The following is a 26,204-nucleotide window of genomic DNA, read 5'->3' on the forward strand; positions in this document are numbered from 1 at the left end:
GTCTGACGCCGGACGCTCCCCGAGCGTGCCTTGCAAAGCCGAGCCCTGTCCCGAGCCCTTTCGGTACGGGGCTTTTGACGTTTTCATATTTTTTTGACAGATCACACGATTTTTTATCCGGGGGTCCCTCATGGCCGATATCCGTCTTGCCAAGCCTGTTGCTGGTACCACACAGACCGTCCCCAGCGCTCCTGACGGGCGCTTCATCTTCGATTTTCCTGCGGATGCGGCGACGCTGACCCGCAATGGCGACGATCTTGTCCTGAGCTTTGAAGATGGGTCTTCCATCCGGTTGCAGGGCTTCTACACCACGTATTCCAAGGAAGATATGCCCTCCTTCCAGGTGGAAGGGGTGGAGAGCAGCGGGCAGGATTTCTTCGCGGCCCTTGGCGAAGACCTGATGCCCGCCGCCGGTCCTGCCGCCGGCAGCAGCGCCTCGCGCGGCGGCCGCTATAACGAATACGGCGGCAGCGACCTGCTGGACGGCATCGATCATCTGGGGCGTCTGGACATCGGTTTTGGCGATGGCGTGGAGTGGGCCGACGATCAGGTCGGCGGCTGGACGCACCAGAACCTCGATCCCGAGATCAGCGGCATCATCGCTGTGGACGGTAACGACATGACCCTGGTGGAATCCGGTGTGGAGACCGACGGGAGCCAGAAGATCCAGGGCAATGTCTTCACCCCCGGTGTGCCTGTCGTCGTGGGGCAGGTGATGGCCAGCGATCCTGACGGCGGGCGGCTGTCCTACAGCTTTGCCGACGGCAGCAACCGCATCGTCACCGAGTATGGCGTCATCACCATCGATGCCGACACCGGTGTCATCACCTATACCCTGAACAACGATGACCCCGATGCCGACAGCCTGGCCCTGGGCGAGACCGTGCGTCAGGACTTCACCGTGCGCGTGGAGGACGGGCAGGGCGGTAAGGCCGAGGCCTCGTTCTCCGTGACCATCAAGGGGACCAACGACCAGCCTGAGGTCACGCTGGATGCGGATTCCGAGCTGGGGCTCATCGAGAGCGGCGTGGGGCGTACCGATGACGGTCAGGTGGTGACTGCTCCGGGTACGGAGGAAGAGAACCAGGCCTACGACGGTTCGCACGCTGATGACAAGGGCACGCAGCATCTGGAAGGCAAGGTGACCGGCGCAGACGTGGATGCCGGGCACAAGCTGTGGTTCGGTGCCGTGGCCGGTGACAAGAGCCAGGACGGCAGCTGGGAAGGGGCGCAGAGCCCTGACGCAGACATCTTTCTGGGCAAGGATGCCACGGATGGCGACGTGGAGAGCAGCGAGCCCGTGGAAGGGAGCTTCGGCCATCTGGTCCTGAACAGCGACGGCACCTGGACCTATACCCTGAAGGGCGAGGGCGAAGCCGTGCAGGGGACGGCCAGCCTTGACGGCGAGACCTTCGATATTTCCTCCATCGATGCCCTGCCGGAAGGGGCCACCATCACGGATACCTTCACCATCTATGTGAAGGATGAGCACGGCGCCTGGAATCTGGAGACCGTGACCATCACCATCACGGGCAGCAATGATGCTCCGTCGCTGACCGTGGGAGACCCGGACGGCCTGCTGTATGAGTCCGGTGTGGGCCGGGATACGACGACCTCCGATCACCGCCCCTTCGACAAGCCCGGACAGCCCGAAGAGAACAACCCCTACGACAATGATGCCGCAGGGACCGCTTCTGTCACGGGCAGCATCAACGCTGCGGACGTGGATCATGGCGACATCCTGCACTTTGCCGTGGCGGACGGTACCGGCGTGACGACGCCCGAAGGCCTGGGATTGACCACAGGCAGCCAGACCAGCGTCACGGCCCAGGGGCATTACGGCCAGCTGGTCGTGACGGAAACGGCCAACGGCACGGCCTCCTATACCTACACGCTGCACGGGAACAGTGACGGTATACCGCTGACCTTCCCGGTCACGGTGAACGGGACGACCTACGCCGGCCTGGAAGAACTCAAGCAGGGGCTGGACTGGGACTTCGACGGTCAGCCGACGCTGGACAACCTGCCGGAAGGGGCCACGGTCTCGGAAAGCTTCACCATCTTCGTGCAGGACGACAAGGGCGCCTGGCAGCAGCAGGAGGTCTCGTTCACCATCACCGGTACCAACGACCAGCCTGAGGTCACGCTGGATGCGGATTCCGAGCTGGGGCTCATCGAGAGCGGCGTGGGGCGTACCGATGACGGTCAGGTGGTGACTGCTCCGGGGACGGAGGAAGAGAACCAGGCCTACGACGGCTCGCACGCCGATGACAAGGGCACGCAGCAGCTGGAAGGCAAGGTGACCGGCGCAGACGTGGATGCCGGGCACAAGCTGTGGTTCGGTGCCGTGGCCGGTGACAAGAGCCAGGACGGCAGCTGGGAAGGGGCGCAGAGCCCTGACGCAGACATCTTTCTGGGCAAGGATGCCACGGATGGCGACGTGGAGAGCAGCGAGCCCGTGGAAGGGAGCTTCGGCCATCTGGTCCTGAACAGCGACGGCACCTGGACCTATACCCTGAAGGGCGAGGGAGAAGCCGTGCAGGGGACGGCCAGCCTTGACGGCGAGACCTTTGACATCTCCTCCATCGATGCCCTGCCGGAAGGGGCCACCATCACGGATACCTTCACCATCTATGTGAAGGACGAGCACGGCGCCTGGAATCTGGAGACCGTGACCATCACCATCACGGGCAGCAATGACGCTCCGTCGCTGACCGTGGGCGACCCGGACGGCCTGCTGTATGAGGCCGGTGTGGGCCGGGATACGACGACGCCCGATCACAGCCCCTTCGACAAGCCCGGACAGCCCGAAGAGAACAACCCCTACGACAATGATGCCGCAGGGACCGCTTCTGTCACGGGCAGCATCAACGCTGCGGACGTGGATCATGGCGACATCCTGCACTTTGCCGTGGCGGACGGTACCGGCATGACGGCGCCCGAAGGCCTGGAGCTGACCGCGGGCAGCCAGACCAGCGTCACGGCCCAGGGGCATTACGGCCAGCTGGTCGTGACGGAAACGGCCAACGGCACGGCCTCCTATACCTACACGCTGCACGGGAACAGCGACGGTATACCGCTGTCCTTCCCGGTCACGGTGAACGGGACGACCTACGCCGGCCTGGAAGAACTCAAGCAGGGGCTGGACTGGGACTTCGACGGTCAGCCGACGCTGGACAACCTGCCGGAAGGGGCCACGGTCTCGGAAAGCTTCACCATCTTCGTGCAGGACGACAAGGGCGCCTGGCAGCAGCAGGAGGTCTCGTTCACCATCACCGGTACCAACGACCAGCCTGAGGTCACGCTGGATGCGGATTCCGAGCTGGGGCTTATCGAGAGCGGCGTGGGGCGTACCGATGACGGTCAGGTGGTGACTGCTCCGGGTACGGAGGAAGAAAACCAGGCCTACGACGGCTCGCACGCCGATGACAAGGGCGCGCAGCAGCTGGAAGGCAAGGTGACCGGCGCGGACGTGGATGCCGGGCACAAGCTGTGGTTCGGTGCCGTGGCCGGTGACAAGAGCCAGGACGGCAGCTGGGAAGGGGCGCAGAGCCCTGACGCAGACATCTTTCTGGGCAAGGATGCCACGGATGGCGACGTGGAGAGCAGCGAGCCCGTGGAAGGGAGCTTCGGCCATCTGCAGCTGAACAGCGACGGTACCTGGACCTATACCCTGAAGGGCGAGGGAGAAGCCGTGCAGGGGACGGCCAGCCTTGACGGCGAGACCTTCGATATTTCCTCCATCGATGCCCTGCCGGAAGGGGCCACCATCACGGATACCTTCACCATCTATGTGAAGGACGAGCACGGCGCCTGGAATCTGGAGACCGTGACCATCACCATCACGGGCAGCAATGACAAGCCGTCGCTGGAGATCCGGGATGGCAACGGACAGATCCTCACGGACGGTGCGGTGCTTGAGACCATAGAGAGCGACCCCGCTGGTGCCGATGACGCCACGAGCTGGCCCCAGCTTTCCGGATCGTTCGATATCCGGGACGTCGATGCCGATGCGGGCAGTGACCAGACCATCCTTATTGCCGGCGGTACCCATACGGATGGAGATGTGGAGCATGCGACCTCTCCTGCCGCAGGGCATGAGCCGCAGCCGGGGCATATCGGCTCTGAAGGCGGCACCCAGGCCATTTTCACGACCGACTACGGTACTCTGACCGTCAATCCTGACGGCAGCTGGACCTATGTGGTCAACAGCGGGAGCGAGCTCGTCCAGCAGCTCGATCCCGAGCACCCCCATTTCGAGACCTTTGAGATCACCGTGGTGGATGAGCATGGTGCTTACGACACCAGGGAGATCGTCATCAAGGTGGAAGGCTCGAGCGCGTTCCCTGTCATCACGGACAAGGATGATCTCGTCTTCAAGGAAGAAGGCGTCTACCATGACGGCAGTGACGGCAATACGCCGACAGAGGCGGGGGATGTCGTCGACGGGCAGGGCAATGTCATCCCCGGCCATCACCAGACAGAGAGCCTTTCTGGCCGGGTCGATGCCACGGACATTGACCTTGGCGACCAGGGGAATCTCTCCTTCCGTGTGGATGCCGCGGATGCCCAGCTGAAAACGGACGGTACGCCTGCCGTGACCCAGCCGGAGGCGCCCAAGCAGGTCTCCACTTCGCCGAACGGCGATACCGTCTATGAATCCGGCTACGGTACGCTGACCTTCCATGCAGACGGTACCTATACCTATGAGCTCAAGTCCGGCGCTTTTGATGCGGACGGCAATGCCGTCAACAAGCTGGCCCAGGGCGAGGTGCTGACCGAGACCTTTACCGTCACGGTCAGGGATACCTTCGGCAAGGAAGTTTCCACCGACATCACCATCACCATCCACGGGACCAACGACAAGCCCCGTCTGGAGCTGGGTGACGGTTCTGATGGCGGCGCGCTGCACGTCACGGAAAGCGGCGTGGGCCGTCATGATGACGGTGCCGTGGTCGATGGACCGGATGACGAGCTCGTTGACGCGCCCAGCAAGGACGGGACGGCTGCTGACGAGATCGGCAGGTATGACGGTGCGCTCACGGACAGCGACAAGGCCACGGGCAAGGATGCCGACCACGGCGCGGAACTCGTCTACGGTGTGGAGGCCGGCAAGGCCGAATCCCCTGATGGCGTCGACTTTACCACTGACGGCGGCGATGTCTCCGTCCGGGGGCAGTACGGCAGCCTGACCATCGGAGCGGACGGCAGCTATTCCTACACGCTGGACGAGAGCAGCGATTTTACGGCCGGTGACGGGACGCAGTACGACAGGCTCGACTACCTCAATGAAGGCGAGACGCTGACGGAGACCTTCACCATCTTCGTCAGGGACGAGCATGGCGCCTGGGCCAGCAAGGAAGTGACGGTCACGGTGACCGGCACCAATGACCGGCCGACGCTGGACGTCCTTGACGGCAAAAAGTTCTTCGATGCCTCCGGCAAGGAAATAGCGGTGGCGGACGACCGCCTGCATGCCTACGGCACGGCCGATAGTGCGGCCAATGCCGTGGTCAGGCTCTCCGGCCGTGTGCAGGCCTCGGATGACGACCGGGAAAACGGCGCGGGGCAGGAAACCACGGACGGAGACAACCACGGATTGCAGTTCTCCTTGCAGGGCACGGGCTATGATCCGGCGCTGACCTCCTCCTCGGTGTGGAAGGACTCCAGCGGCCATGATCTGGGGACCGGCCCTGTGGAGGTCTCCCGGAGTGGTGACGGCGGGTACGTTGCCACCACGGAGTACGGGACCCTGACCCTGGACCAGTACGGGAACTATACCTATGAGCTCCACGAGGGCGATGATGACGTCACGGCACTGGGCAAGGGCGAGAGCGTGACCGAGACCTTTGTGGTCCGCGTCGTGGACGACAGGGGGGCCTGGTCGGAAAAGACCATCACCATCACCATCGAAGGCACGGACGACAAGCCTGCGCTCTCGGACGATACGGAATCTGCGCTGGATGTGTATGAAGCTGGCGTTTGGGGCAGCAAGCGGGGAGCAACAGACCCTGATGGTACGTTTACCGGCGGGAATACAGGTTCGCAGGAAATAACTGTCTCCTTCGACAAGCAGGATGCCAACGATACGCACAGCCTGGTCATTGGTGAGGGGCTGTCTTTGGGGATCAAGCAGCCTTTGGATGTGACATCTCCAGATGGGACGACTGTGGTGAACGCCACCTACACCATCACCCAGACCGCTGACGGCATCTACACGCTGCAAGCTACCATCCCCGGCGTCAATAACGGTAAGATCATCACGCTGGGCACGCTCAAACTGCAGCAAGACGGCACGGATGATGAGCTGACTTATACCTTTACCCCGAATCAGAATGGCCTGAACGGTCTGCCGCAGGACATGGACCTGAGCATCGATATCCCGCTCCAGGTCGAGGACCAGAACGGCAACCGTTCTGACGGCGAACATACGGCCACCATCAATATCCACGGCACCAACGACCGTCCGACCATCGAGGTCACGCGACCGGCGCCAGAGGACGTCTACGCTGACGGGGTGGGCCGTGAGGACGACGGGAGCGCGGTCGCGACGCCAGGCAAGACGGAGCTCAATCCCGAAGAAAATGTGCCCTATGGGTCCAGGCCCGTGGAAGGGCAGCTTACGGCCAGCGATGTCGATGCCGGAGATACGACTTTCTCCTATTTCGTGGACAAAGTGGGCGGGATAAGCAATCCGGCACTGACGGCCACGGTGGGGGATGGCAGAACTACGGTGACCCTTTCCCTCAACGAGGTGGCCGTAGCCGAACTGACGCTCGATCCTGCGACGGGAAAGTATTCCTTGAGCCTGCTGGATACGGATGAAGCCCGGGCGGCACTGGCGCCGTATGGCGAGGATGTGAAGTTCGACTTTACGGTCTACTTCAATGTTCGTGACGAGCATGGCTCCACGGCGCAGACGTCGGCTTCGCAGAAGTTTTCCATCCACGGTACCAATGATGCGCCGGAGATCAAGGACGCCTCGGACCTGGGCCTGGATGAGGGCATGGTTTCTGTTGCCGGGCAGGTCAGCGCCGAAGATGCCGACGCGGGGCACAAGCTCACCTACGGCCTGCTGTCGGATCCTGCTTTTGGGAGCCTGAACGGGGCTGATCCCGAAAGCGTCGGCATGACGACGTCGCTCAGCAATGAGTTCGGCACCCTCAAGATCGATCCCGCCACCGGCAAGTATACCTTCTATCTGGATGCGGAAAGCGAAGCGGTCATCAGCCTGCCGGAAGGAGAGAAAAAAGAGCTGACCTTCCATGTGGCCGTGCGTGACGACAAGGGCGCCTGGGATGTGAAGGACATCACCGTCACCATCACCGGCAAGGACACGGCCACGGTCTTCGTGGGCGACGCGGCAGTGGTCCCGGTGGTGGAAGCCGGCGTCGTGCCCGACATGCATCCCGGGACGGAGAACCAATCCGAGGACGGGAGTCCTGTCGCGTCTGGCAAGCTGGAAGCCAAGGATTATGACACGGTGGACGGCAGGCCGAATGAGGTGGAATACTCCATCAACACGACGGAGAACGGGCAGATGCCCACCACCTCTGCCTTCAGCAAGCTGGGGCCCGAGATCCAGGATGCCATCAGCCAGCAGTTCCCGGAGGAAGCCTGGGGCGCGGATGCCGACATCCAGATCATGCAGGGACAGTACGGCACGCTCTATCTCAACACGTCTACCGGCCAGTATTTCTACCAGCTGGACAACGGCAGTGACGCGACCAATGCCCTGAAGCGCGGAGAGATCCGGTATGATGATTTCTCCATCCATGCCCAGGGGACGGGGAAGGGCGATACTCAGGGAGCCGACCAGCCGCTGAAGGTCGCCGTCAAGGGCAGCAACGATGCCCCGGAAGTGACGGGCGTCACGGTGGATGAGGGGCAGACAGGGCTGGAGGTCTCGGATGACGGCTTTACGGTCACAGGCATCGTGGAGGACGGTGGCACCAAGACCGTCACGGGCCAGATAGGCGCTACGGACGTGGACAGCCCTGACGGCAGTACGGCAGGCGAGGAGGGGAGCGTCCTCAAGTACCTGATCAAGGTCACGGGTGAAGATGGCTCCGTGCGCTACGTGGGCGCGCAATCCGGCGAATACGGCTATCTGAAGCTGAACGAGAAGACCGGTGAATACACCTTTGTCTTCAACAACAAGGCCGCGCAGCATCTGGGGGAGGGCGATATCGGTAAAGCCTCGTTCACCGTGGTGGTGCTTGATGAATACAATGCCATCTCGGAAGAAAAGGAACTGACCTTCGAGATCACGGGGAAGGATGATGCTCCCCGTATCTCCGGCAGCGCGGTGTCCATCACGGAGGATACCGGAAACTCCGTCAACATCCAGCCGGTCACGATCACGGACCCTGATACCGGGGATGAACAGCATATCACGAGCATCGCTTCCCGGGGCGGGGAGCCTGTTGATCTGACAACAGGCGACGGTCCCTGGAAGACCGAGGGTGAGTACGGGACCCTGACCGTCACACGCAATGGAGACGGCAGCCTGTCCTACACCTATCAGCTGACTGAAGAAGGCCGTAACAAGCTGCAATATCTGAACGAGGATGGCGCCCATACGTCCGTGCAGGAAAACTTTACGGTCACGGGCGATTCCGGCGGACAGAGCGTCACAGGCGGCATCACCGTCACCATCAACGGGATGAACGATGCTCCGACCCTGGAGCTCAGGGCTCCTGACGGGCAGGCCGTTTCGGCAGAACATCCTGTCAAGGTCAAGGACTGGAACCCTGTGAAGGGCACGGCCGCCGGTCATGATGTGGACGATGCCGAGGGGGATCTGCGCTACAGCGTGGATGATGCTGATTCGGCTACTGCGGCCCAGGACGGTCTGCAGACCATCAAGGGAGAATTCGGCTACCTGACCATCGATGCCCAGACCGGTAAGTACACCTATGTGGTGGACCCGTTCAGTGAAGAATACCAAAAGCTCCAGACCGGGGCGCAGGGCAAGGAACACTTCACCATCACGGTGACGGACCCGTATGGCGCGACCGACACGAAGGAGATCGTCTTTGATGTGACCAAGGTGGAAGGCGGCACGAGCCCCGGCTCGATAAAGCTCCAGCTCCAGGAACCGGGAGGTCCGACGTATGTCACAGAAGACGGTGGCAGCTACGAGGTCATCCTGCCGCCGTCCGTGGCAAGTGGCTTCACGGAGCTGAAGGATAGCGAGGGCAAGCCCGTGAAGGTCGATGCCGATGACATCTGGCTGGTGGACAACAAGGGGCAGTCCGGCATCGTGGCCGGCGACAGGACCCATGTGGTCCGGACAGACTACGGTTCGCTGATCCTGGAAAAGGGCGACGATGGCCAGTGGGGCTACCGTTTCGTGCTCAACAACAGCAGCGATATCGTCCAGAGCCTGGACGAAGGCGATAGCATCGAGAAGACCTTCTATGTTTCGGCGGGCACGAACCAGGTCCCCATCCATGTGACCATCACAGGCATCAATGACCGGCCGGTCATCGAGTCGGTCGGGCATCTGAGCATCGAAGATACGGGCGGGATCGTGACCGGCAGGGTCACGACCACGGACCCCGATGCCGGCGATGTGGGCAGCAATGAAGCCGGGGAAGGCAGCGGGCAGACCCTTTCCTATGCGGTCTCGGAGGGATCAGGCATCACCCTGACTCCCACGAGTGGTCAGGAAAAGGGCGCCCCCGGCACCTATACGCTCACCAAGGATGGTACCGACTGGGGCGAGTTCACGCTGAACAAGGACGGCAGCTACTCCTTCAAGCCCAGTGCCGAAGCTGAAAAGCTGCTGGCCGGAGAGAATGCGAACTTTAACCTGACCATTACTGTGGACGACGGCAGTGATGCTCCCAACAGCAGCACGGGGGAAAATCTCCACATCACCATCACGGGTACCAACGAAGCCCCTGTGATCAAGGGCGGTAAGCTCACGCTTGAGGCCACGGAAGATACCGCCATCACGGTCGGGGACAAGCTCGACGTCTCGGACGACCGCGTAAATGAAGGCAATCTGAGCTATTCCGTGGCTGCCGGTGAGGGTGCGGCAAGCAGCAACGCCGGCAATATGGCTGCCGGGCAGTACGGTACCCTTTTCATCAATGCGGACGGTACCTACAGCTATCAGCTCAACAACCAGATGCAGGCAGTACAGGAACTGGGAGAAGACAGCGAGCTCCTGAAGGAGACCTTCACCATCTTCGTCAAGGACCAGGACGGTGCGGAGGTGGCAAAGACCGTCACCGTCACCATCAACGGCACCAACGATGCTCCTGTGCTTTCGCTGGATACGCCGGTACTGACCATCAAGGAGGGCAGCACCGCCGAGGTCGGCGGCACAGCCTCCGCCACGGACGTGGATAAGGGCGATACGCTGAGCTATGCCCTGAAGGATGGGACGCTCTCGGAAGAAACGGGCAAATATGTCTGCAAGACCGACTACGGTACCTTCTCTATCGCCCCGGTGACCGGCGAGTACCGCTTCGTGCTGGATAACAGTCTGGATGCGGTAAAGAATCTGCGTCCCACGGATGTGGTGGATGCCAAGGTCACCGTGGTGGTGGATGACGGCCACGGCGGCGTCACCGAAAAGGAACTCACGGTCCACATCAAGGGCAGCGACAGCGTGCCGGAGATAACCGACGAGGGGAGCCTGGCGATCGATGTGGCGGAAGAGCCGGAATCCACGGCGGAGAAGGACATCGCAGCCGAAGGCTGGGACCACGGCCCGGACGGGACCCATGACGATCCTCTGCATTACGCGGCACAAGGCGCCCAGCCTGTGACCATCGACGGCCAGGTCTGGCAGATGGTCACGGGAAAGTACGGAACTCTGTACCTTGATCCCAAGACCGGCAAGTACAGGTATGAGCTGACGGAGGACATGAACCATCTGGCGGATGGTGAGACCGCGACCGAGAGCTTCGGCAAGATCACCATCGCCGACAGCACCGGCAACAAGATCACCGAAACCATCACCGTCACCATCAAGGGCAGCAATGATGCCCCCGAGATCGCGGTCTCGCAGCCTTCCGGTGCCCTGGCCGGGACCGTGCCCATCACGGACGTGGATGCCAGCGATACGCACAGCGTGACCTTTGAAGGTTTGTGTGCGGATGCGGCAGGCACCCCCCTGTCGGTGGATCTGGCAACGCTGGAACAGGAAGGCGGCACGACGACAGTGGATGTCTATGATGCGGACGGCACACTGATCGGGAAGCTGGAGCTGGTGTACGCCAAGGGAACGGGGACGGACGACTCGCTGGCCTATACCTTCACGCCTGATGAGGGCTATCTGAACAGCCTGCCCGTGAACGGATCACAGGACATCGACTTCAGCATCACGGTGTCTGATACGCATGATGGTACGGACACGACGGACGGCCTGCAGTTCAGCGTCAGCAACGTGAACGATGCGCCTGTCATCGACGAGGCCCTGTCGCAGGGCCCGGCGGAAGGCAGCAATACGGGCACGCTGGCCTTTACGGACGCGGACGTCCGGGATACGCACAGCGTGACCTTTGACGGGCTGCAGGATGCGAACGGTCATGCCCTGACGGTGGACAACGTGGAAGGCCTGACCGGGGACAGGGAAGTGCCCGTTTATCGTGACGGTCTGCAGATCGGCACGCTGACCCTGAGCTATGCGGACGGCAAGCTGAGCTACACGCTCTCGACCGAAGGCTTTGAAGACAACCTGCCCGTGGGCGAAAGCAGTATCGGCTTCGACCTCACGGTGACGGATGCCCAGGGCTCGTCGGACCAGCTGGGCGGCCTGCAGTTCGGCGTCAGCAACGTGAACGATGCGCCTGTCATCGACGAGCCCCTGTCGCAGGGCCCGGCGGAAGGCAGCAATACGGGCACGCTGGCCTTTACGGACGCGGACGTCCGGGATGTGCACAGCGTGACCTTTGACGGGCTGCAGGATGCGAACGGTCATGCCCTGACGGTGGACAACGTGGAAGGCCTGACCGGGGACAGGGAAGTGCCCGTTTATCATGACGGCCTGCAGGTCGGCACGCTGACCCTGAGCTATGCGGACGGCAAGCTGAGCTACACGCTCTCGACCGAAGGCTTTGAAAACAACCTGCCCGTGGGTGAGAGCAGCATCGGCTTTGACCTCACGGTGACGGATGCCCAGGGCTCCTCCGACACGGCAGAGAATCTGCAATTCCGTGTGACCGGTAACGGCACGACGGGCGGCGGCATTCCTGCTGGCGAAGATGATGCGGCCCTGCGGGCCCAGAGCGAACGCCAGCGCCTGGCTGCGGAAGAATCCGGTCTTTTGACGGCGGCGGCCTCCTTCGTTGCCGGCATCACGCCGGAATCGGCCGATCCGGAGACCTTCCTTCAGGACACTGTCCCGGCACAGGAGAACGGCCCCGAAGCTCTTGTGGCGGAAGAGATCCCGCTGCCGCAGGATGAGACCGTGCTGCAGGAGGAAATGACGGATCTGCCGGATGCGGATGTGCCGGTATCGGAGACGCCGCTTGCCGATGATTTGCTTGCGGAGCCCCTGCTGTTCGCCGGGCTGGAAAACGCGGATGAAATGCCGGAGCCCGTGGAGATGCTGCGGTTCGAAACGGCGGAGGATATGCTTCCGGCAGAGGATGCCGATCCTGCTACGGCTGCGACGCCTCCCGCCTTCAGCGGAGAGGATGCCGGGGACGGTGGGCTGCTCCTACCCGAAGGTGTGGAAGGCCTCTTCGGCACGGACGGGAACGACTACCTGCGCGGCGGCGAGGGCAGTGATGCCATCTTCGGCGGTGCCGGAAACGACATCATCGTCTACGACCAGCAGGATTATCTGGTCAGCGGCGGCAGCGGCATCGACTTCATGGTCTCTGACGATACGAGCCTGACGCTGGACGGGCTGCTGAGCAATACCAGCAGCGACAAGCCTCTCGTCAGCGGCATCGAGGTGCTGCTGAAGGGCGAGGATGCCCTGAGCCTGACCAGCATCAATGATCTGGCCGACAGGTACGGCATCACGCTGGGGGTCAACGAGGCCGGAGAAGAGACACTCCAGCTGGATGACCGCTGGACGAAGCAGGATGATGGCAGCTATGATTTCAACGGCGGGGCCGAAGCCGATGGCGGCCTGACGCTGGAAACCAGTCTGACACCGGTGGAGACCGGCGATCCGGCCAGCGAGGCCGTACAGCAGCAGGTCTTTACCCTGGAACACAGCAACGGTTAACCTTGCATACACGGCGGGGCGGTCTGAAGGCCGTCCCGCCTTTTGGCAGCATCCGCGGGAGCTTCCATGCGCATCCTGTTCGTCAACCACACCTTCCCGGGGGATCTGGGCCCGTTGCTGGCAGCTTTTGCCGCGCAGCCGGGGCATGAGATCCTTTTTGCCTCCTGCCGGGGCAGACGGGATTTCAGTGTGCCCGGGGTGCGGCATGTGGTCCTTTCCCCCTCCCGCTCCCGGCGTCTTGCGGGGGATGGGGCGGGCGCATCCCTGGACAGGGCCGTGGAGATGGGACGACAGGCTCTGCAGGCCTTCCGTCTGCTGCGGCAAAGCGGTTTTGTGCCGGATATGGTGTTGCTTTCTTCCGCACTGGAGCAGGGGCTGTTCCTCAGGGATGCCTTTCCTGATGCCTTTGTGGCCTGCTTTGCGGAAAGCTTGCCGTCCGACGGGCTTGCCGGGGACGGTAAAGGGCTTGTCCGCCACTTGCTGCAATGCCGCCAGATGCAGCAGAGCGATCTGGTCATCAGGCTGACGGCAGAAGCGGAAAACCGCGATCAGGAACAGCGGGGCGTCGTGAGCTTGCCGTATCCTGTAGATACGGACTATTTTTCTCCCCTCACTCCAAACGGGGCATCCGGCCCGCAAGCCGGAACCCGGATTCTGTGCGCTGCCCGGGACGCGGCGGATGTCTGGCAGATGCTGCGCCTGGCGGAAGTCCTGCTGGCGCAGTGCCCGGGCTGCCGTCTGGTGCTGCTGTGCGAAAGCGCGGCAGGGCGGGAATCGCTGGCGGAGCTTGGCCTCTCCCTGCCGACGGGGATCGAGGTCCCGGAGCGCCTCTCCCTGCAGGCCTATCGGGATCTGCTCCGCACGGCGGCCGTCATCACGGCCCCGGCGGCAGCGTGCCTTTCCGCGCCGGTGCTGCTGGAAGCCATGAGCTGCGGCGTGGTGCCGGTACTGGCGGGCGATGCGCCGCACTGGCCCCTGTTGCAGGAGGGCGGGGGAGGCCTCTGGTGCGGGGCGGCGGATCTGGTCCCCACACTGGCGGGCATACTGGCGCAACCGCACCAGCTGGCGGAGTTGTCCCTTGCCGCCCGCCGGACCGTGGAGCGGCATTTCCGGCGGCAGGATGTCATCCCCGGGCAGCTGGCCTTGCTGCATCAAGCACGGGCCGCGTGGCTGCGAAAAAAGCAGGGCGGTACGACGGCCTGATGCGGCGACGCGCAAGGCTGACGGCCGGCAGGAGACAGTCATTTTTTTGCCCGCTCTCCCGGAAGGGATACGACGACCGCAGAGACGATCATCACGGGTCATGACAGATATAAAAAGACCGGCGCCCATGCTGCGGGCCACCGGTCTTTTTTGCATTTTCAGAGGCAGGACATCATGCGGAGGGCCTGCCTTTTATGGGCGTTTTTTTTAGGAGGGATGTCCGTCTTCCATGCCTTTTGGGGCGACGATCCCGGAAGAGATTCTTGTGGAGCCTGTCCGGCAGGAGATTTGCCCGCCTTCGTTATATCCGTTCCGGCGCTTTCTTGCCAAAGGCCCGCTTCAGCAGACGCCGTAGGCCGCTCCCCCGTGTTTCAAAAAACTACATCCCGGGCTTCATGCCCGCGGGCCAGAACGAGGAGTTCCGGCGGCCCTCGCCATCCAGGGCCCAGCCGAGCCCCCAGCCGGCCAGCGAGAAGGCAAAGCCCACGAAGAAGGGCGGCAGCGCGGCCAGCGAAGGCCAGGGCATGGGCAGGATGGCGAATTGCGGGTGCGTCATGAGGTACCAGAGCATGCAGCTCACGAAGCCCGCAGCGCAGCTGCACCAGGCGGCCAGGCTGCTGCGCTTGCCGAAGCGCACCAGGGCCACATAGGCCACCAGTACCGTAGAGCCCACGATGCTCCAGCTGGTAGTGCAGAGCATGGCGATGATCTGTCCCTTGATCTGGGCACAGCCGCCGCTGAGCAGCACACAGAAGACGATGCCCGCGAACCACATGCCGCGCGAGGTCTTGCGGCCCGGCAGGTCTTCGGCGATGGCCGCCACGGCGATGTGGAAGATGGCCGTGGCCGTGGACAGGGAAGCCGAGACGATGGCCAGCACGAAGAGCTGCAGGCCGATGTCGGGCAGCAGCATCTTGACCAGGGCGGGCATGACGTCATCGGGCGAAGCCACTTCGGGCATGAACAGGCGGGCCAGGCTGGCCACATAGTAGGCACCGCCCACCAGCACGGTCAGCACCAGCATGGCCAGCGGCGTGATGCGGTTGACCTGCCGGGCGGAGTTGAGGGCAAAATGGCGCTGGATCATCTGGGGCTGCGCCCAGACCGCCACGGACGTGACGATGACCAGCGAGATGATGAACCAGCCCTGTCCGCCGTCGGCCAGCGAGACGAAGCCGGTATTGGCCGTGGCGGTGGGCGCCAGTTCCGCCAGCCGGGCCATGCCTTCCACCGGGCCGCCCACCTTGTCGAACACGGCCACGGTGAGCATACAGATGCCCACCAGCATGACGAAGCCCTGCATGGCTTCGGTATAGAGCACGCCGCGCAGGCCGCCCATATAGATGGCCGCCGCCACCAGCAGGGCCACGATCCAGACCAGCAGCCAGACGGGTACGGGCATGATCTGGGCCAGGAGCAGGGCCGCCCCCTTGATGACGGCCGAGGCATAGACGCCCAGGAACACGGCGAAGATCAGGGCCAGACAGCGGCCCAGCAGGGGGCTGCGGTGGCCGTTGGCCAGCAGCTGCACCGGGGTGCGGGCCTGCAGGTTGCGCTGGCACAGGCGGGTGGGCCAGGCCAGATAACGATAGACGATCCAGGTCCCCAGCCAGACGTTACCGGCGGCCACCAGCAGCATCTGCATGCCGTAGGCATAGGCCAGACCGCCAAAGCCCACCAGGGCCACGGCGGAGATATAGGTAGCCACATAGGCAAAGGCCTGGATGCCGAAACCCACGCGGCCCGAAACCATGACATCATGCCCGCTGCCCTTGCGGGACAGCCAGATGAACAGGGCGATGTAGCCGCCCCAGATGAGGACATCGGCCAGCATCTAGCGCCCCCTTCCCTGACGGATCAGGCTGAAGAGGGAAAGCACCAGCGCGGCCAGCAGCGAAAGCACCGCCAGCAGCACCGGGGCGTCCGCCAGCCCCAGAACGGAAAACAGTTCCATACGCAACTCCGGTTACGGTCTGACGGGAACGGCAGGGAGCCGCCTCCCGAATATAGACAGCGTAGACGGAAGTGCTGTCCCGAGGCAAGTCCATTTTCCGTTTTTCGGCGGAAAGAAGAGGCTGTGCGACGTTGGCAGTAAGGCAGGCAGGAGAGTCAGCCGCCGGGCACCATAAAAAAAGGGCCCCGCAGGGCCCTTGGGTACGGAAGTCGGATGCGATCAGCGCTTCCAGGGCGTGATGGCGCACTTGATGCAATCGTCCTGCCGCTGTTCGAAGATGCGGTAGCCCTCCAGGATCTTGTTCAGGGGCAGGCTGTGGGTGATGAGCGGGTTGGTGTCGATGCGGCCGCGCTCGATGAGGCGGATCAGCTCCGCGCTGTGGGTGGCGTCCACACCGCCGGTACGGAAGGTCAGGTTCTTGCCGTACATCAGGTGCAGGGGCAGGCTCTGCGCTTCTTCATACATGGCCACCACTGCCACGGTGGCATTGGGGCGGGCCACTTTCCAGGCGGTCTGGAAGGTATCGTGCCCGCCCGCGCATTCGATGACCGCATCGGCGCCCAGCCCGCCGGTGGCGTCGAGGATACGCGCTTCCACGTCATCCGCGGCGGCGTCGATGGTCAGGTCGGCATAACCGCGTTCCTGCGCCAGCTGCAGGCGGCTGGGCAGGATGTCCACGGCGATGACCTGCGCGGGGCCGAACAGGTGTGCGCACTGCATGGCGCACAGGCCCACGGGTCCGGCCCCCAGCACGGCCACGCTGTCGCCGGGGCGGATGGCGGCCAGTTCCGCACCAAAGTAACCGCTGGCCAGCACGTCGCCCACCAGCAGTACGTCCTGATAGGACAGGGAATCGGGGATGGGGTCGAGGCCGTTGTCCGCAAAAGGCACGCGCACATACTCGGTCTGGCAGCCGTCGATGCGGCAGCCCAGCTCCCAGCCGCCGTGACGGCAGTTGTTGACGTAGCCCTGGCGGCAGAACCAGCAGGTACCGCAAAACGTTTCCACATTGGCGGCCACACGCTGGCCGGGGCGCACTTTGCGCACCTCGCTGCCCGTTGCCACCACTTCGCCCACGAATTCGTGCCCCAGCACCGTGCCGGGCAGGGCACGCGGTACCGCGCCGTTGCGGATATGCAGGTCACTGGCGCAGATGCTGGAAAGTTCCACTTTGACGATGGCGTCGCGCGGATCCTGTATCTGCGGCAGGGGACGTTCCTCCAGCCGCAGGTCGTTGGTACCGTGATAGACCAGTGCATGCATGATTTCAGCCATAAGCCCCTCCTTGTGCGGACATGCAGCCGTCATATCCGTCCACTATGGCGGGCTTTGGGCAGTGTGTAAAGCGTTCCCCCCCGGTCTGTCCGGCCGGGGCATCATGAGACGGGCCATCCCGCGGCATCAGGACTTGCGGATGAGCGTTGGCAGGTCGTCTTCCGTGGAGCAGAAGCGTTCCCAGCGGAAATCGCGGCGGTCTTCCAGCAGGCGGGGGACAAGGTCCGGCATATCGACGGGCCAGAAGCAGTCAGGGCGGGGGTGGTGCACGCCCGGTCGTCCGGCCTGCGGGCGGCAGGCAAGGATGGCTTGTCGCCATTGCGCCGGGATGGCTTCCAGACCGTACACGGCTCCCAGCAGGGCCCCGCAGATGGCGGCGTTTGTGTCCGTATCACCGCCGCGCCGCACGGTATCCACCACGCCTTCCTCCAGCGTGGGCGCGTGCAGCAGCTGCCACAGGGCATTGTGCAGGGCGATGCGGACCCAGCCCATTTTGTGTACATAATCCGCAGGCGCTTCGTGCGGCGCCTGCTCCAGGATCTCGTACAGACAGGGCTCAAGCCGCTGCCGCCGGGCAAGCCTGAGCAGCCAGGCGTACAGGTCCTGGGGAGAATCGCCGCTGCGGATGGCCTGCGCGATGAGGCAGGCATACAGGGCATTGGCCTGCTGGCAGACCGGATGGGCATGGGTCAGGGCCGCATCCTGTTGCGCCCAGCGTGCCACGTCGTGCCAGTGGCGGGTGGCGCCGAAGATGCCCAGCGGGCTCACGCGCATGAGAGCGCCGTTGGCCTGGCTGTCCGGGTCGGGATGCCCGCGCAGGCCAAGGGCGATGGTCCGGCCCATGTCGAAGGGGCCGCTCTCCAGCCAGAAAAGATAACGGCGGCGGGCTTCTTCGGCATCATATTCCACGGCTTCGGCCAGCAGACGGGCCAGCATGAGGGCCATTTCCGAGTCGTCCGTGGGTTGCCCGGCCAGGATGTTCCAGGTACCGCCGTCTTCCAGCAGACGGGGTCCATTGGGATAGCGTTCGCGGATGGTGGCCGGGGAACAGAACTCCACCAGACCGCCCAGGGAATCCCCGGCGATCTGGCCCATGAGACAACCGGCGGCACGGTCGAACAGGGGATCGGTATGGCTGGGCATGGAACCTCCTTTCTTTCAGTTGACGGATGGGGAAAGGCCTGCGGGAGAGCATGTCCTTCCCCATTGCGAATGAAGATACCAGACCACCGTTCCATTTTGTGGAATGGAGCATGCCGCCCGCAGCTGTGCGAGGGATTTTGTCATCATCCCGTCACCCACATATTTTTTCTGAAAAGCAGATCGTACGCGCTCGTGTGGCTGCGGGCACAGCCCGGAGGCGGGCGCTGTGGCAAGATTGGCCTGCTCACGCTGATGCGACCATTGAGGACGTGACAGCGGGGGACAACGGGCAGGCCGTCCCCGTGGCAGGCGGCCAAACAGGCAGGAGGCAGGATGGACGGCAGCATGCAGATGGAGGCCGCGCCCCGGGCGTGTCCCCAGCCGGGGAGATGGAAGGGCCGCGCGGCTCTGGCGGGGGCCTCGCTGGCCTTTGTGCTGGGGGCAGCCCATTTTTTTCGCAGCGGGCAGCATGGCCTTGCTTGTGTTTGTCTGGTCTGGGCCGGGCTGCTCTGGCGGCCGGTGGCCTGGCTGCGGCGCAGTGCCGCGGTCTTTTTGCTGGGGCTGGCCGCGGAGTGGGGCATGACGACGCTGGCCCTGGCCCGCTGGCGTCTGCAACTGGGCCAGGACTGGCTGAGGATGGTCTGCATACTGGGTGCGGTGGCCGCGCTGACCCTGCTGGCGGCCGCAGCCCTGCGCAGTCGCGCCTGCCGCAGGGACGAGGTCTCCGGTCCCCGTGCCCAGGCGCTCGCCTGTCTGCTGGTCTCGGCCCTGCTGTTGCTGCCGGACGGGCTGCGGCCTGATCTTTTGCTGCTGCACCGGCTCGTACCGGGCTGGGGAGCGGTGCAGGCCCTGCTGGCCGGTCTGTGGGCGGGCCTCGTCTATGGCTGGCTTGCGGACAGGCGTCGGGCCCCCGTATGGCGGCGGCGCATCTGGCTGCTGTTTTCCTGCGTGTTTTTCGGGCAGCTGCTGGCGGGGCTTTTCCTGCACAGCCTGTTCCTTTTGCAGGGCGTGCCGCACCTGCCCGTGCCGGGACTCATCCTGTCCGGCCCGCTGTACCGGGGCGGGGGCTCGCTCTTCATGCCCGGGCTGTTCGCGGTCTCGCTGCTGCTGGCGGGCAGTGCCTGGTGCAGTCATCTGTGCTATCTGGGCGTCTGGGATGCCCGGGCGGCGGATGCCGGGCCCCGCAGCGGCCGGGGCGTGCCCGCGCTCTGGCGCAAGATGCGCTGGGGCCTGCTGGCCGTGAGCCTGCTCCTGCCTTTGGGGCTGCGCCTTGCCGGGCTGCCGTGGCCCTGGGCCCTGGTCCTTGCGCTGGCGCTGGGGCTGGCCCTGTTGCCCTGTGCCCTCTGGCTGAGCCGGAAGCTGGGCATCCCGGTGTATTGTTGCGGCATCTGTCCGCTGGGGATGACGGCCAACCTGCTGGCGCGTCTCTCCCCGTGGCGTCTGCGCCGGAACGGGCACTGCACGGGATGCGGGGCCTGTGCGCGGGTCTGCCGATACGGCGCCCTGCGGCTGGACGGGGACGGCAGGGTCGCCGGCCCGGATTGGCGCTGCACCCTGTGCCGGGACTGCATGTCCGTCTGCCGTCATAGAGCCCTGGAGATCCGTTGCTGCGGACAGGGCGGGGCGTGGGTGGAGCAGGCGCTGCTCTGTTCGCTGAGCGTCCTGCATACGCTCTTTCTCTTCATGGGACGTGTCTGATGCCCTGAGAGCCCGGCAGCGCCCGTGACGTTCCCTGTGGTCGTTCCACGCGCAGAAAAAAAGGAGGACGACCGCTGTGGCCGTCCTCCCGTTTTGCGTCAGCAGGGATGGTTTACGGCAGCACCAGCTGAAAATCGGGACGGAAGCTGTCCAGCAGGGAGAGCAGTTCCTTCACCGGTGCGGCGTTCTGGAGCAGGCCCTGCTGCACGGCCTGTTCAGGTGTCAGGCGGCCTTCGAACAGGGCCATCATCTGGAGGCGGGTGCAGGTGAGCAGGGGGGCGCGGCGGTCACGATCCGCCCTGCGCGCCGTGAGCACGCTGTTGGCCAGATGCAGCTCCCAGCCTTCCTGCGTGTCTGTCAGGCGGATGAGCAGATCCAGCGTCTTGTCCTGGGCCCGGATTCCATCCAGGCGCACGCCCAGATAGGCGAAGTACAGGGCCGCGGGCATGGCCCTGGCCTGCGTGTTGACGGGGCTGGCGGCATTGGCGGACACGGCGGGCGGCAGGCCCCGCAGGTCGCGGGCGCCGCTCAGGTAAAAGTTGCGCCAAGGGGCGCTCTCGGCCTGATAGCCCAGCTGTTCCAGGGCATCGGCGGCCAGCTCGCGGGCGGCCTTGTTGTCCGGCTCGGCAAAGATCACGTGGTCGAGCACCTGGGCCACCCAGCGGTACTGACCGGCCTCAAAGTCCTTGCGGGCCCGCTTCAGGACGGCATCGGCACCGCCCATGTATTCCACATATTTGCGGGCGGCCTCCACCGGGGCCAGCATGTGCAGGTGCGCGGGATTGCCGTCGAACCAGCCCAGATAATAGTTGTACACGGCCTTGGCATTGTGGTTGAGGCTGCCGTAATAGCCGCGCAGGCTGAAGACCCGCTGCAGTTCGGGAGGCAGGCGCAGGGTCTCCGCGATCTCCAGCATGGTCTGGCCTTTATTGGCCAGATGCAGGGTCTGGTCATTGATGTAGCGGTACAGGTCCCGCATCAGGCCCAGCTCGGTACGCACCCGTTCCGCTCCCCAGACGGGCCAGTGGTGCATGCCGTACAGGACCTCCGCCTCGCCGCCCCAGCGCTGCAGGCTCTCGTCCAGAGCACGGCTCCAGCACAGGGGATCGCGCGCCTTGGCCCCGCGCAGGGTGTAGAGGTTGTGCATGGTGTGGGTGCAGTTCTCGGCGGCGGTCAGGGCCTTGAGTTCCGGGATGTACCAGTGCATCTCCGCCGGGGCCTCGGTGTTGGGCGCCATCTGGAAGATGAAGGTAAGGCCGTCCAGCTGCAGGGTCTCGCCATCCTTTTCGATGAGGCGGGTGGGCTCCAGCAGGCCCGACGTGCCGCGGGAGGTGGCCAGCCCCAGCCCGGCGCCCACATGACCGCGCGGCGAGGGCGGCAGCAGGGAGCCGTACATGTACTGGGCCCGGCGGCTCATGGCATTGCCGGCCAGCACGTTTTCGGCCACGGCCGCTTCCATGAAGCCCCCGGGCGCGATGATCCGCACCTTGCCGGCGGCCACGTCCTTTTCATCCACCACGCCGTGCACGCCGCCGTAATGGTCCACATGGCTGTGGGAATAGATGACGGCCACCACCGGCTTGTGCGGCCGGTGGGCGTAATAGAGCTTGAGGGCCGCCGCGGCGTTCTCGGCGGAGATGAGCGGATCGACCACGATGATGCCGCTGTCGCCCTCGATGATGGTCATGTTGGAAAGGTCGGCATTGCGGATCTGGTAGAGGCGGTCCACGACCTTGTAGAGGCCGTCGCGCAGCACCAGCTGGCTTTGCCGCCACAGGGAAGGATTGACCGTATCCGGCGCCTGGGTGGGCATGATGACCGACGGCGGAAAGTCGCGGCTCATGGCCGGGGCCAGAAAATCATAGGGGGCCAGGTTCCAGGTCTCGCGGCCGTTGGCGTCGAGGATGCGGCCCCTGTCCGGCAGGGGAGCCAGAAAGCCGCGCTGGGCATCCTGAAAATCCTGCCGGTCGGCAAAGTCCACTTCTTTGCTCATGGCCGCGTGGGCGGCGCGTGTGTGCTCCGTGGCCGGTTTGCTCATGTCCGCGGCATCTGGGGCAGGAGCCGCCCAGGCAACGCCGGGGCCGCAGGACAGCAGGGCGGCGCACAGGGCCGAAGTCAGCAAGGTACGCATGGGTTCCCTCCATCGGGGTATGCTCGGGAAAAGGCCGGCCACAGGAAGGCGGACCTTTGGAGAGATCCCGGCACGGGACGGGTCCGCTGCCGGATCTTTTGCCAGTATCGCGTCCGTCCCGGTCGAAGGCAAGCGGATTCCGGACCAGGGCATGCGGCCGGGACAGGCCGGGAACGGATAAAAAAGGCCGGAGAGGCTCCGGCCTTTGGGCATGCTTTGGGGGCGGGGCCACCCGCCGCAGGATCACATGCTGTGCTCGAAGTAGCGGGCCACTTCCGCGGGATCGGGACGACCGTCGGGGCCGTACTGGCTGAGGATGAGCATGAGCTTGAGGCGGGCCTTGGCGGCGCTCAGTTCTCCGGCCATGATGACGCCCATCTTGTGCTGTTGCAGCATGCCGCCCTCGTAGCCGTATTCGTCCAGCACGCGGCCGCCCGTGCGGGTGGCGTTGACTACGATGATCCCTTTTTCCAGGGCGCGCGCGATACCGGGGATCACATAGGGCGGCACGTTGCCGCGGCCGAAGCTTTCCACCACGATGCCGTCCACACCGCGCGAGACGGCAAAGTCCAGATAGGCGGCATCGGAACCGGTGACCAGCTTGATGAGGTCGACCTTTTTGCACAGGCTGTGGGGCAAAAAGGTCTGGCGGCCCAGCTGGGCCCTGCGGAAGATGACCCTGTCGCCGTCCACCACACCCAGGGGGCCCCACCAGGGGGACTGGAAGGTGGCCACGTTGGCGGCGTGGGTCTTGGTGACTTCGCGGGCGGCGTGGATCTGCTCGTTCATGACCACAAGGCTGCCCATGTTGCGGGCCGAGCGTGAGGCCGCCACGCGCACGGCCGCCAGGATGTTGCGCGGCCCGTCGGGGCTGAGCTCGTCACCGGAGCGCATGGCTGCCGTGAAACAGACAGGCTTGTGGCCTTCCAGGGAAAGATCGAGGAAATAGGCGCTTTCTTCCAGACTGTCCGTGCCGTGGGTGATGACGCCGCCGCTGACGTCGTCCATGGCCAGATACTGCCGGACCATGGCCGCCAGGCGGAACATGTGGTCAGGCGTGATGGCCGGGCTCGGCAGGTTGTCGAACTCGCGTACTTCCAGATCGCAGACGCTGCCCAGGCCGGGGATGGCCCGGACAAGGTCCGCACCGCTGACAGCGGGCACGGCCGCACCGGTCACGCTGTCATGCTGCATGGCGATGGTGCCGCCGGTAGTGATGATGACGACTTTTGACATGGGTGGTTCCGTATGTCTTGCATAAAAAAAGGGAAAAACAGCCGGCGTGCCGCCCCGGACGGCGGCAACGGGAGACTTGTACCCGACTTGCGAAGATTGCTCAAGGATATGGCGGGGAAAGGATATTTTTGTCCGGTGGCGGCTTTTGGGGTGTTTCCTTCCTTTACGCTGCATCTGTCCCGTGCTATTGGAACTCATTTACATGGTTTCGCCGCCGATTCCGCATTTTTTCAGTCCTTCTTTCGGGTAGCATCATGAACATGCATGAAAAGATCCTGGATAACCTGCAGGAGCTGGTCTACATCGCCGACATGGAGACCTGCGAGCTGCTCTACTGCAACAGGGCCCTGGCAGAAGAATTCCACATCCCCCAGAGATTGCATGGCAAATGTTACGAGATCCTGCAGGGACGGCGGGATCCCTGTCCTTTTTGTACCAACGGCAAGCTTTCCCAGGACGGCTGCTATGTATGGAAGTTCTACAACCAGCTTGTCGGACGCCATTTTTTGCTGAGCGACAGCATTTGCGAGTTCAACGGCAGGCAGGTCAGGACGGAGATCGCCTCGGACATCACGGAGCATGTGCTCCTGCAGGAACAGCTGGACAAGAATCTTTCCCTGCAGAACTTCATCAACCACTGCGCCCGCAAGCTGTACCGGCAGGATGCCGACCTGCCTTTCCTGATCGACGACGTGCTGGCCGCCATCGGCGAATATTTGCAGGCGGACAGGGCCTATATCTTTGAGTTCTCTGACGATGTCGTCCGCAATACCTTTGAATGGTGTCGTGAGGGCGTCGTGCCGCAAAAGGAATTTCTGGCCAATGTCCCTGTGGGGGTCATTGCCCGCTGGATGCCCAATTTTTACGCCCACCAGCCCATCCTGATCACGGATCTGGAAAGCCTGCGTGTGACCAGCCCGGAAGAATGCGCCGTGCTCAAACGCCAGGACATCCACTCCCTGCTGGTGTTCCCGCTCTGGAACGGCAAGAGCCTGCGCGGTTTCGTGGGCGTGGACAACCTGGATCCCGAGCGTATCGATTCTTCCCGGGTGCTGCTGTCGTCCATGAAGTTTTTCCTCAGCTCCTCCCTGTGGCGGCGGGATTCGCTGAACGAGCTGCATTTCCTCAGCTACCACGACCAGCTGACCGGGGTGTTCAACCGCAATGCTTTCCAGCGCGACATGCAGAAGCGGGATGCCGACATCGGCGTCATCTTCCTGGACATCAACGGCCTCAAGGACATCAATGACGGCGACGGCTACAGCGGCGGGGACGCCGTCCTGGCGGCGGTGAGCCGTTCGGTCCATGAGCTCCTGCCGGATACGGCCGTATACCGCATGGGCGGTGACGAATTTGTCCTGCTGTGGCAGGGAGGGGACGAACGGGAGTTCCGCAGGGATGTGGAGCGGGTGCGTTCCCTGTTTGCCGGGACGCTGGGCTTTACCGCCTCTGTAGGCTGCGCCTGGGTGCGCCGCGAAGACGATATAGGCGAAGGCCTGATCGCCGCCGATGCCCGGATGTTTGCCGCCAAGCGGGATTTTTACCGTTCGTCGCCCCAGAGCGGTCGTTACCGGAGCGGGCTGGACGACGTCCTCGACCCGGCCCGGCCGTCTGGAAGAGCTGCTGGCCTCGGACAGTTTTACTCTGTATTGCCAGCCCCAGTTCCGGGTGGCGGATGGCGCGGTGGTCGGCGGCGAGATCCTGCTGCGCCTGATAAGCGAGGGCAAGGTCATCCCGCCCACGCAATTCATCCCCCTGCTGGAATCCCTGTACGCCATGCCGCAGGTGGACCTGCATGTGTTCGGCAAGGTCTGCGCCTGCCTGAAACGCTGGCGGGACGAGGGGCGGCCGCTGGTGCCCATGACCGTGAATTTTTCCCGTACGACGCTGGCCTTTCCTGAAGTGGCCGACAGGCTGGAGGAGATCAGGCAAAAGTTCGACATCCCGGCCGAGCTGTTGCAGGTGGAGATCACGGAAACGGCCAGTACGGAGGATTACCGTACGTTCCAGAAGGTCGTGGACAGCATCCGGGCCAAAGGCTTCCGGGTGGCCATCGACGATTTTGGTGTGGCCTATGCCAATCTCATGACCCTGGCGCGTCTGGGCTTCGATGAGCTCAAGCTGGACAAGAGCCTGATGGATGACCTGTGCGACAGCGACAAACGGCAGCGCCTGCTGCGTCTGGTCATCGAGGCTGCGGAGGATATGGGCATCCGTACCGTTGCCGAGGGCGTGGAGACCGAGGAACAGCTGGCTGTCCTGCGCAAACTGGGCTGTCCCAGGGCCCAGGGCTATCTGCTCAGCCGGCCGCTCCCGGTGGAACAGTTCGCCGCCCTGCTGTCCTGACAGGGAGCGCAAAAAAGCCG

9 protein-coding genes and 1 pseudogene are annotated in these 26,204 nt (G+C 63.8%); 5 read left to right on the top strand and 5 right to left on the bottom strand.

Annotated elements, in window-relative coordinates; genetic code table 11:
- The first annotated feature begins 130 nt into the window (after positions 1-130).
- Both Q4I12_RS08665 and Q4I12_RS08670 read left to right on the top strand, forming a co-directional pair.
- Positions 131-13,198: a VCBS domain-containing protein gene (locus Q4I12_RS08665; RefSeq protein WP_302261334.1), complete on the top strand. Its 13,068-nt coding sequence runs from the start codon at positions 131-133 to the stop codon at positions 13,196-13,198.
- Positions 13,199-13,264: 66 nt separating this feature from the next.
- The gene (locus Q4I12_RS08670; RefSeq protein ID WP_297159238.1) at positions 13,265-14,401 is read left to right on the top strand and encodes a glycosyltransferase family protein; all 1,137 of its coding nucleotides are present in this window, start codon (positions 13,265-13,267) and stop codon (positions 14,399-14,401) included.
- 379 nt (positions 14,402-14,780) lie between these two features.
- Here the strand turns inward: Q4I12_RS08670 and Q4I12_RS08675 are convergent, their stop codons facing one another.
- The 3 genes from Q4I12_RS08675 to Q4I12_RS08685 all read right to left on the bottom strand — a co-directional run bounded on the left by Q4I12_RS08675 (position 14,781) and on the right by Q4I12_RS08685 (position 18,773).
- Positions 14,781-16,235 (bottom strand): sodium:solute symporter family protein, encoded by a 1,455-nt coding sequence (locus Q4I12_RS08675; RefSeq protein ID WP_168934578.1) that lies wholly within the window; start codon positions 16,233-16,235, stop codon positions 14,781-14,783.
- 339 nt (positions 16,236-16,574) lie between these two features.
- Positions 16,575-17,630, bottom strand: coding sequence for an alcohol dehydrogenase (locus tag Q4I12_RS08680; RefSeq protein WP_302261335.1), 1,056 nt, complete (start codon positions 17,628-17,630; stop codon positions 16,575-16,577).
- A 126-nt stretch (positions 17,631-17,756) separates the two neighbouring features.
- Positions 17,757-18,773, bottom strand: a complete 1,017-nt coding sequence (locus tag Q4I12_RS08685) for an ADP-ribosylglycohydrolase family protein (RefSeq protein WP_302261336.1) — start codon at positions 18,771-18,773, stop codon at positions 17,757-17,759.
- Between the two features lie 333 nt (positions 18,774-19,106).
- Between Q4I12_RS08685 and Q4I12_RS08690 the strand changes: the two genes are divergently transcribed.
- Positions 19,107-20,471: a 4Fe-4S dicluster domain-containing protein gene (locus Q4I12_RS08690; RefSeq protein WP_302261337.1), complete on the top strand. Its 1,365-nt coding sequence runs from the start codon at positions 19,107-19,109 to the stop codon at positions 20,469-20,471.
- Positions 20,472-20,583: 112 nt separating this feature from the next.
- On the opposite strand, the gene Q4I12_RS08695 is transcribed toward Q4I12_RS08690, so the two are convergent.
- Both Q4I12_RS08695 and Q4I12_RS08700 read right to left on the bottom strand, forming a co-directional pair.
- Positions 20,584-22,602, bottom strand: a complete 2,019-nt coding sequence (locus tag Q4I12_RS08695; RefSeq protein ID WP_302261338.1) for an alkyl/aryl-sulfatase — start codon at positions 22,600-22,602, stop codon at positions 20,584-20,586.
- 243 nt (positions 22,603-22,845) lie between these two features.
- A complete protein-coding gene (locus Q4I12_RS08700) occupies positions 22,846-23,838 on the bottom strand; it encodes an asparaginase (RefSeq protein ID WP_297138763.1) in 993 nt (330 codons plus the stop codon).
- A gap of 311 nt (positions 23,839-24,149) precedes the next feature.
- Here Q4I12_RS08700 and Q4I12_RS08705 point away from each other — a divergent pair.
- Positions 24,150-25,361, top strand: a pseudogene (locus tag Q4I12_RS08705) (sensor domain-containing diguanylate cyclase); the annotation flags it as partial.
- On the top strand, positions 25,348-26,184 hold the full coding sequence (locus Q4I12_RS08710; protein ID WP_302261339.1) for an EAL domain-containing protein: 837 nt from the start codon (positions 25,348-25,350) through the stop codon (positions 26,182-26,184). The pseudogene Q4I12_RS08705 and the gene Q4I12_RS08710, both read left to right, overlap by 14 nt.
- The last annotated feature ends 20 nt before the right edge of the window (positions 26,185-26,204 follow it).

The organism is Desulfovibrio piger (assembly GCF_951793255.1).
Taxonomy (GTDB): Bacteria; Desulfobacterota; Desulfovibrionia; order Desulfovibrionales; family Desulfovibrionaceae; genus Desulfovibrio.

Coding starts and splice junctions, on each gene's coding strand:
- Q4I12_RS08695 (WP_302261338.1), bottom strand. CDS start 22,602: ATGCGTACCTTGCTGACTTCGGCCCTGTGCGCCGCCCTGCTGTCCTGC.
- Q4I12_RS08685 (WP_302261336.1), bottom strand. CDS start 18,773: ATGCCCAGCCATACCGATCCCCTGTTCGACCGTGCCGCCGGTTGTCTC.
- Q4I12_RS08665 (WP_302261334.1), top strand. CDS start 131: ATGGCCGATATCCGTCTTGCCAAGCCTGTTGCTGGTACCACACAGACC.
- Q4I12_RS08700 (WP_297138763.1), bottom strand. CDS start 23,838: ATGTCAAAAGTCGTCATCATCACTACCGGCGGCACCATCGCCATGCAG.
- Q4I12_RS08680 (WP_302261335.1), bottom strand. CDS start 17,630: ATGGCTGAAATCATGCATGCACTGGTCTATCACGGTACCAACGACCTG.
- Q4I12_RS08675 (WP_168934578.1), bottom strand. CDS start 16,235: ATGCTGGCCGATGTCCTCATCTGGGGCGGCTACATCGCCCTGTTCATC.
- Q4I12_RS08710 (WP_302261339.1), top strand. CDS start 25,348: ATGCCCGGATGTTTGCCGCCAAGCGGGATTTTTACCGTTCGTCGCCCC.
- Q4I12_RS08690 (WP_302261337.1), top strand. CDS start 19,107: ATGGACGGCAGCATGCAGATGGAGGCCGCGCCCCGGGCGTGTCCCCAG.
- Q4I12_RS08670 (WP_297159238.1), top strand. CDS start 13,265: ATGCGCATCCTGTTCGTCAACCACACCTTCCCGGGGGATCTGGGCCCG.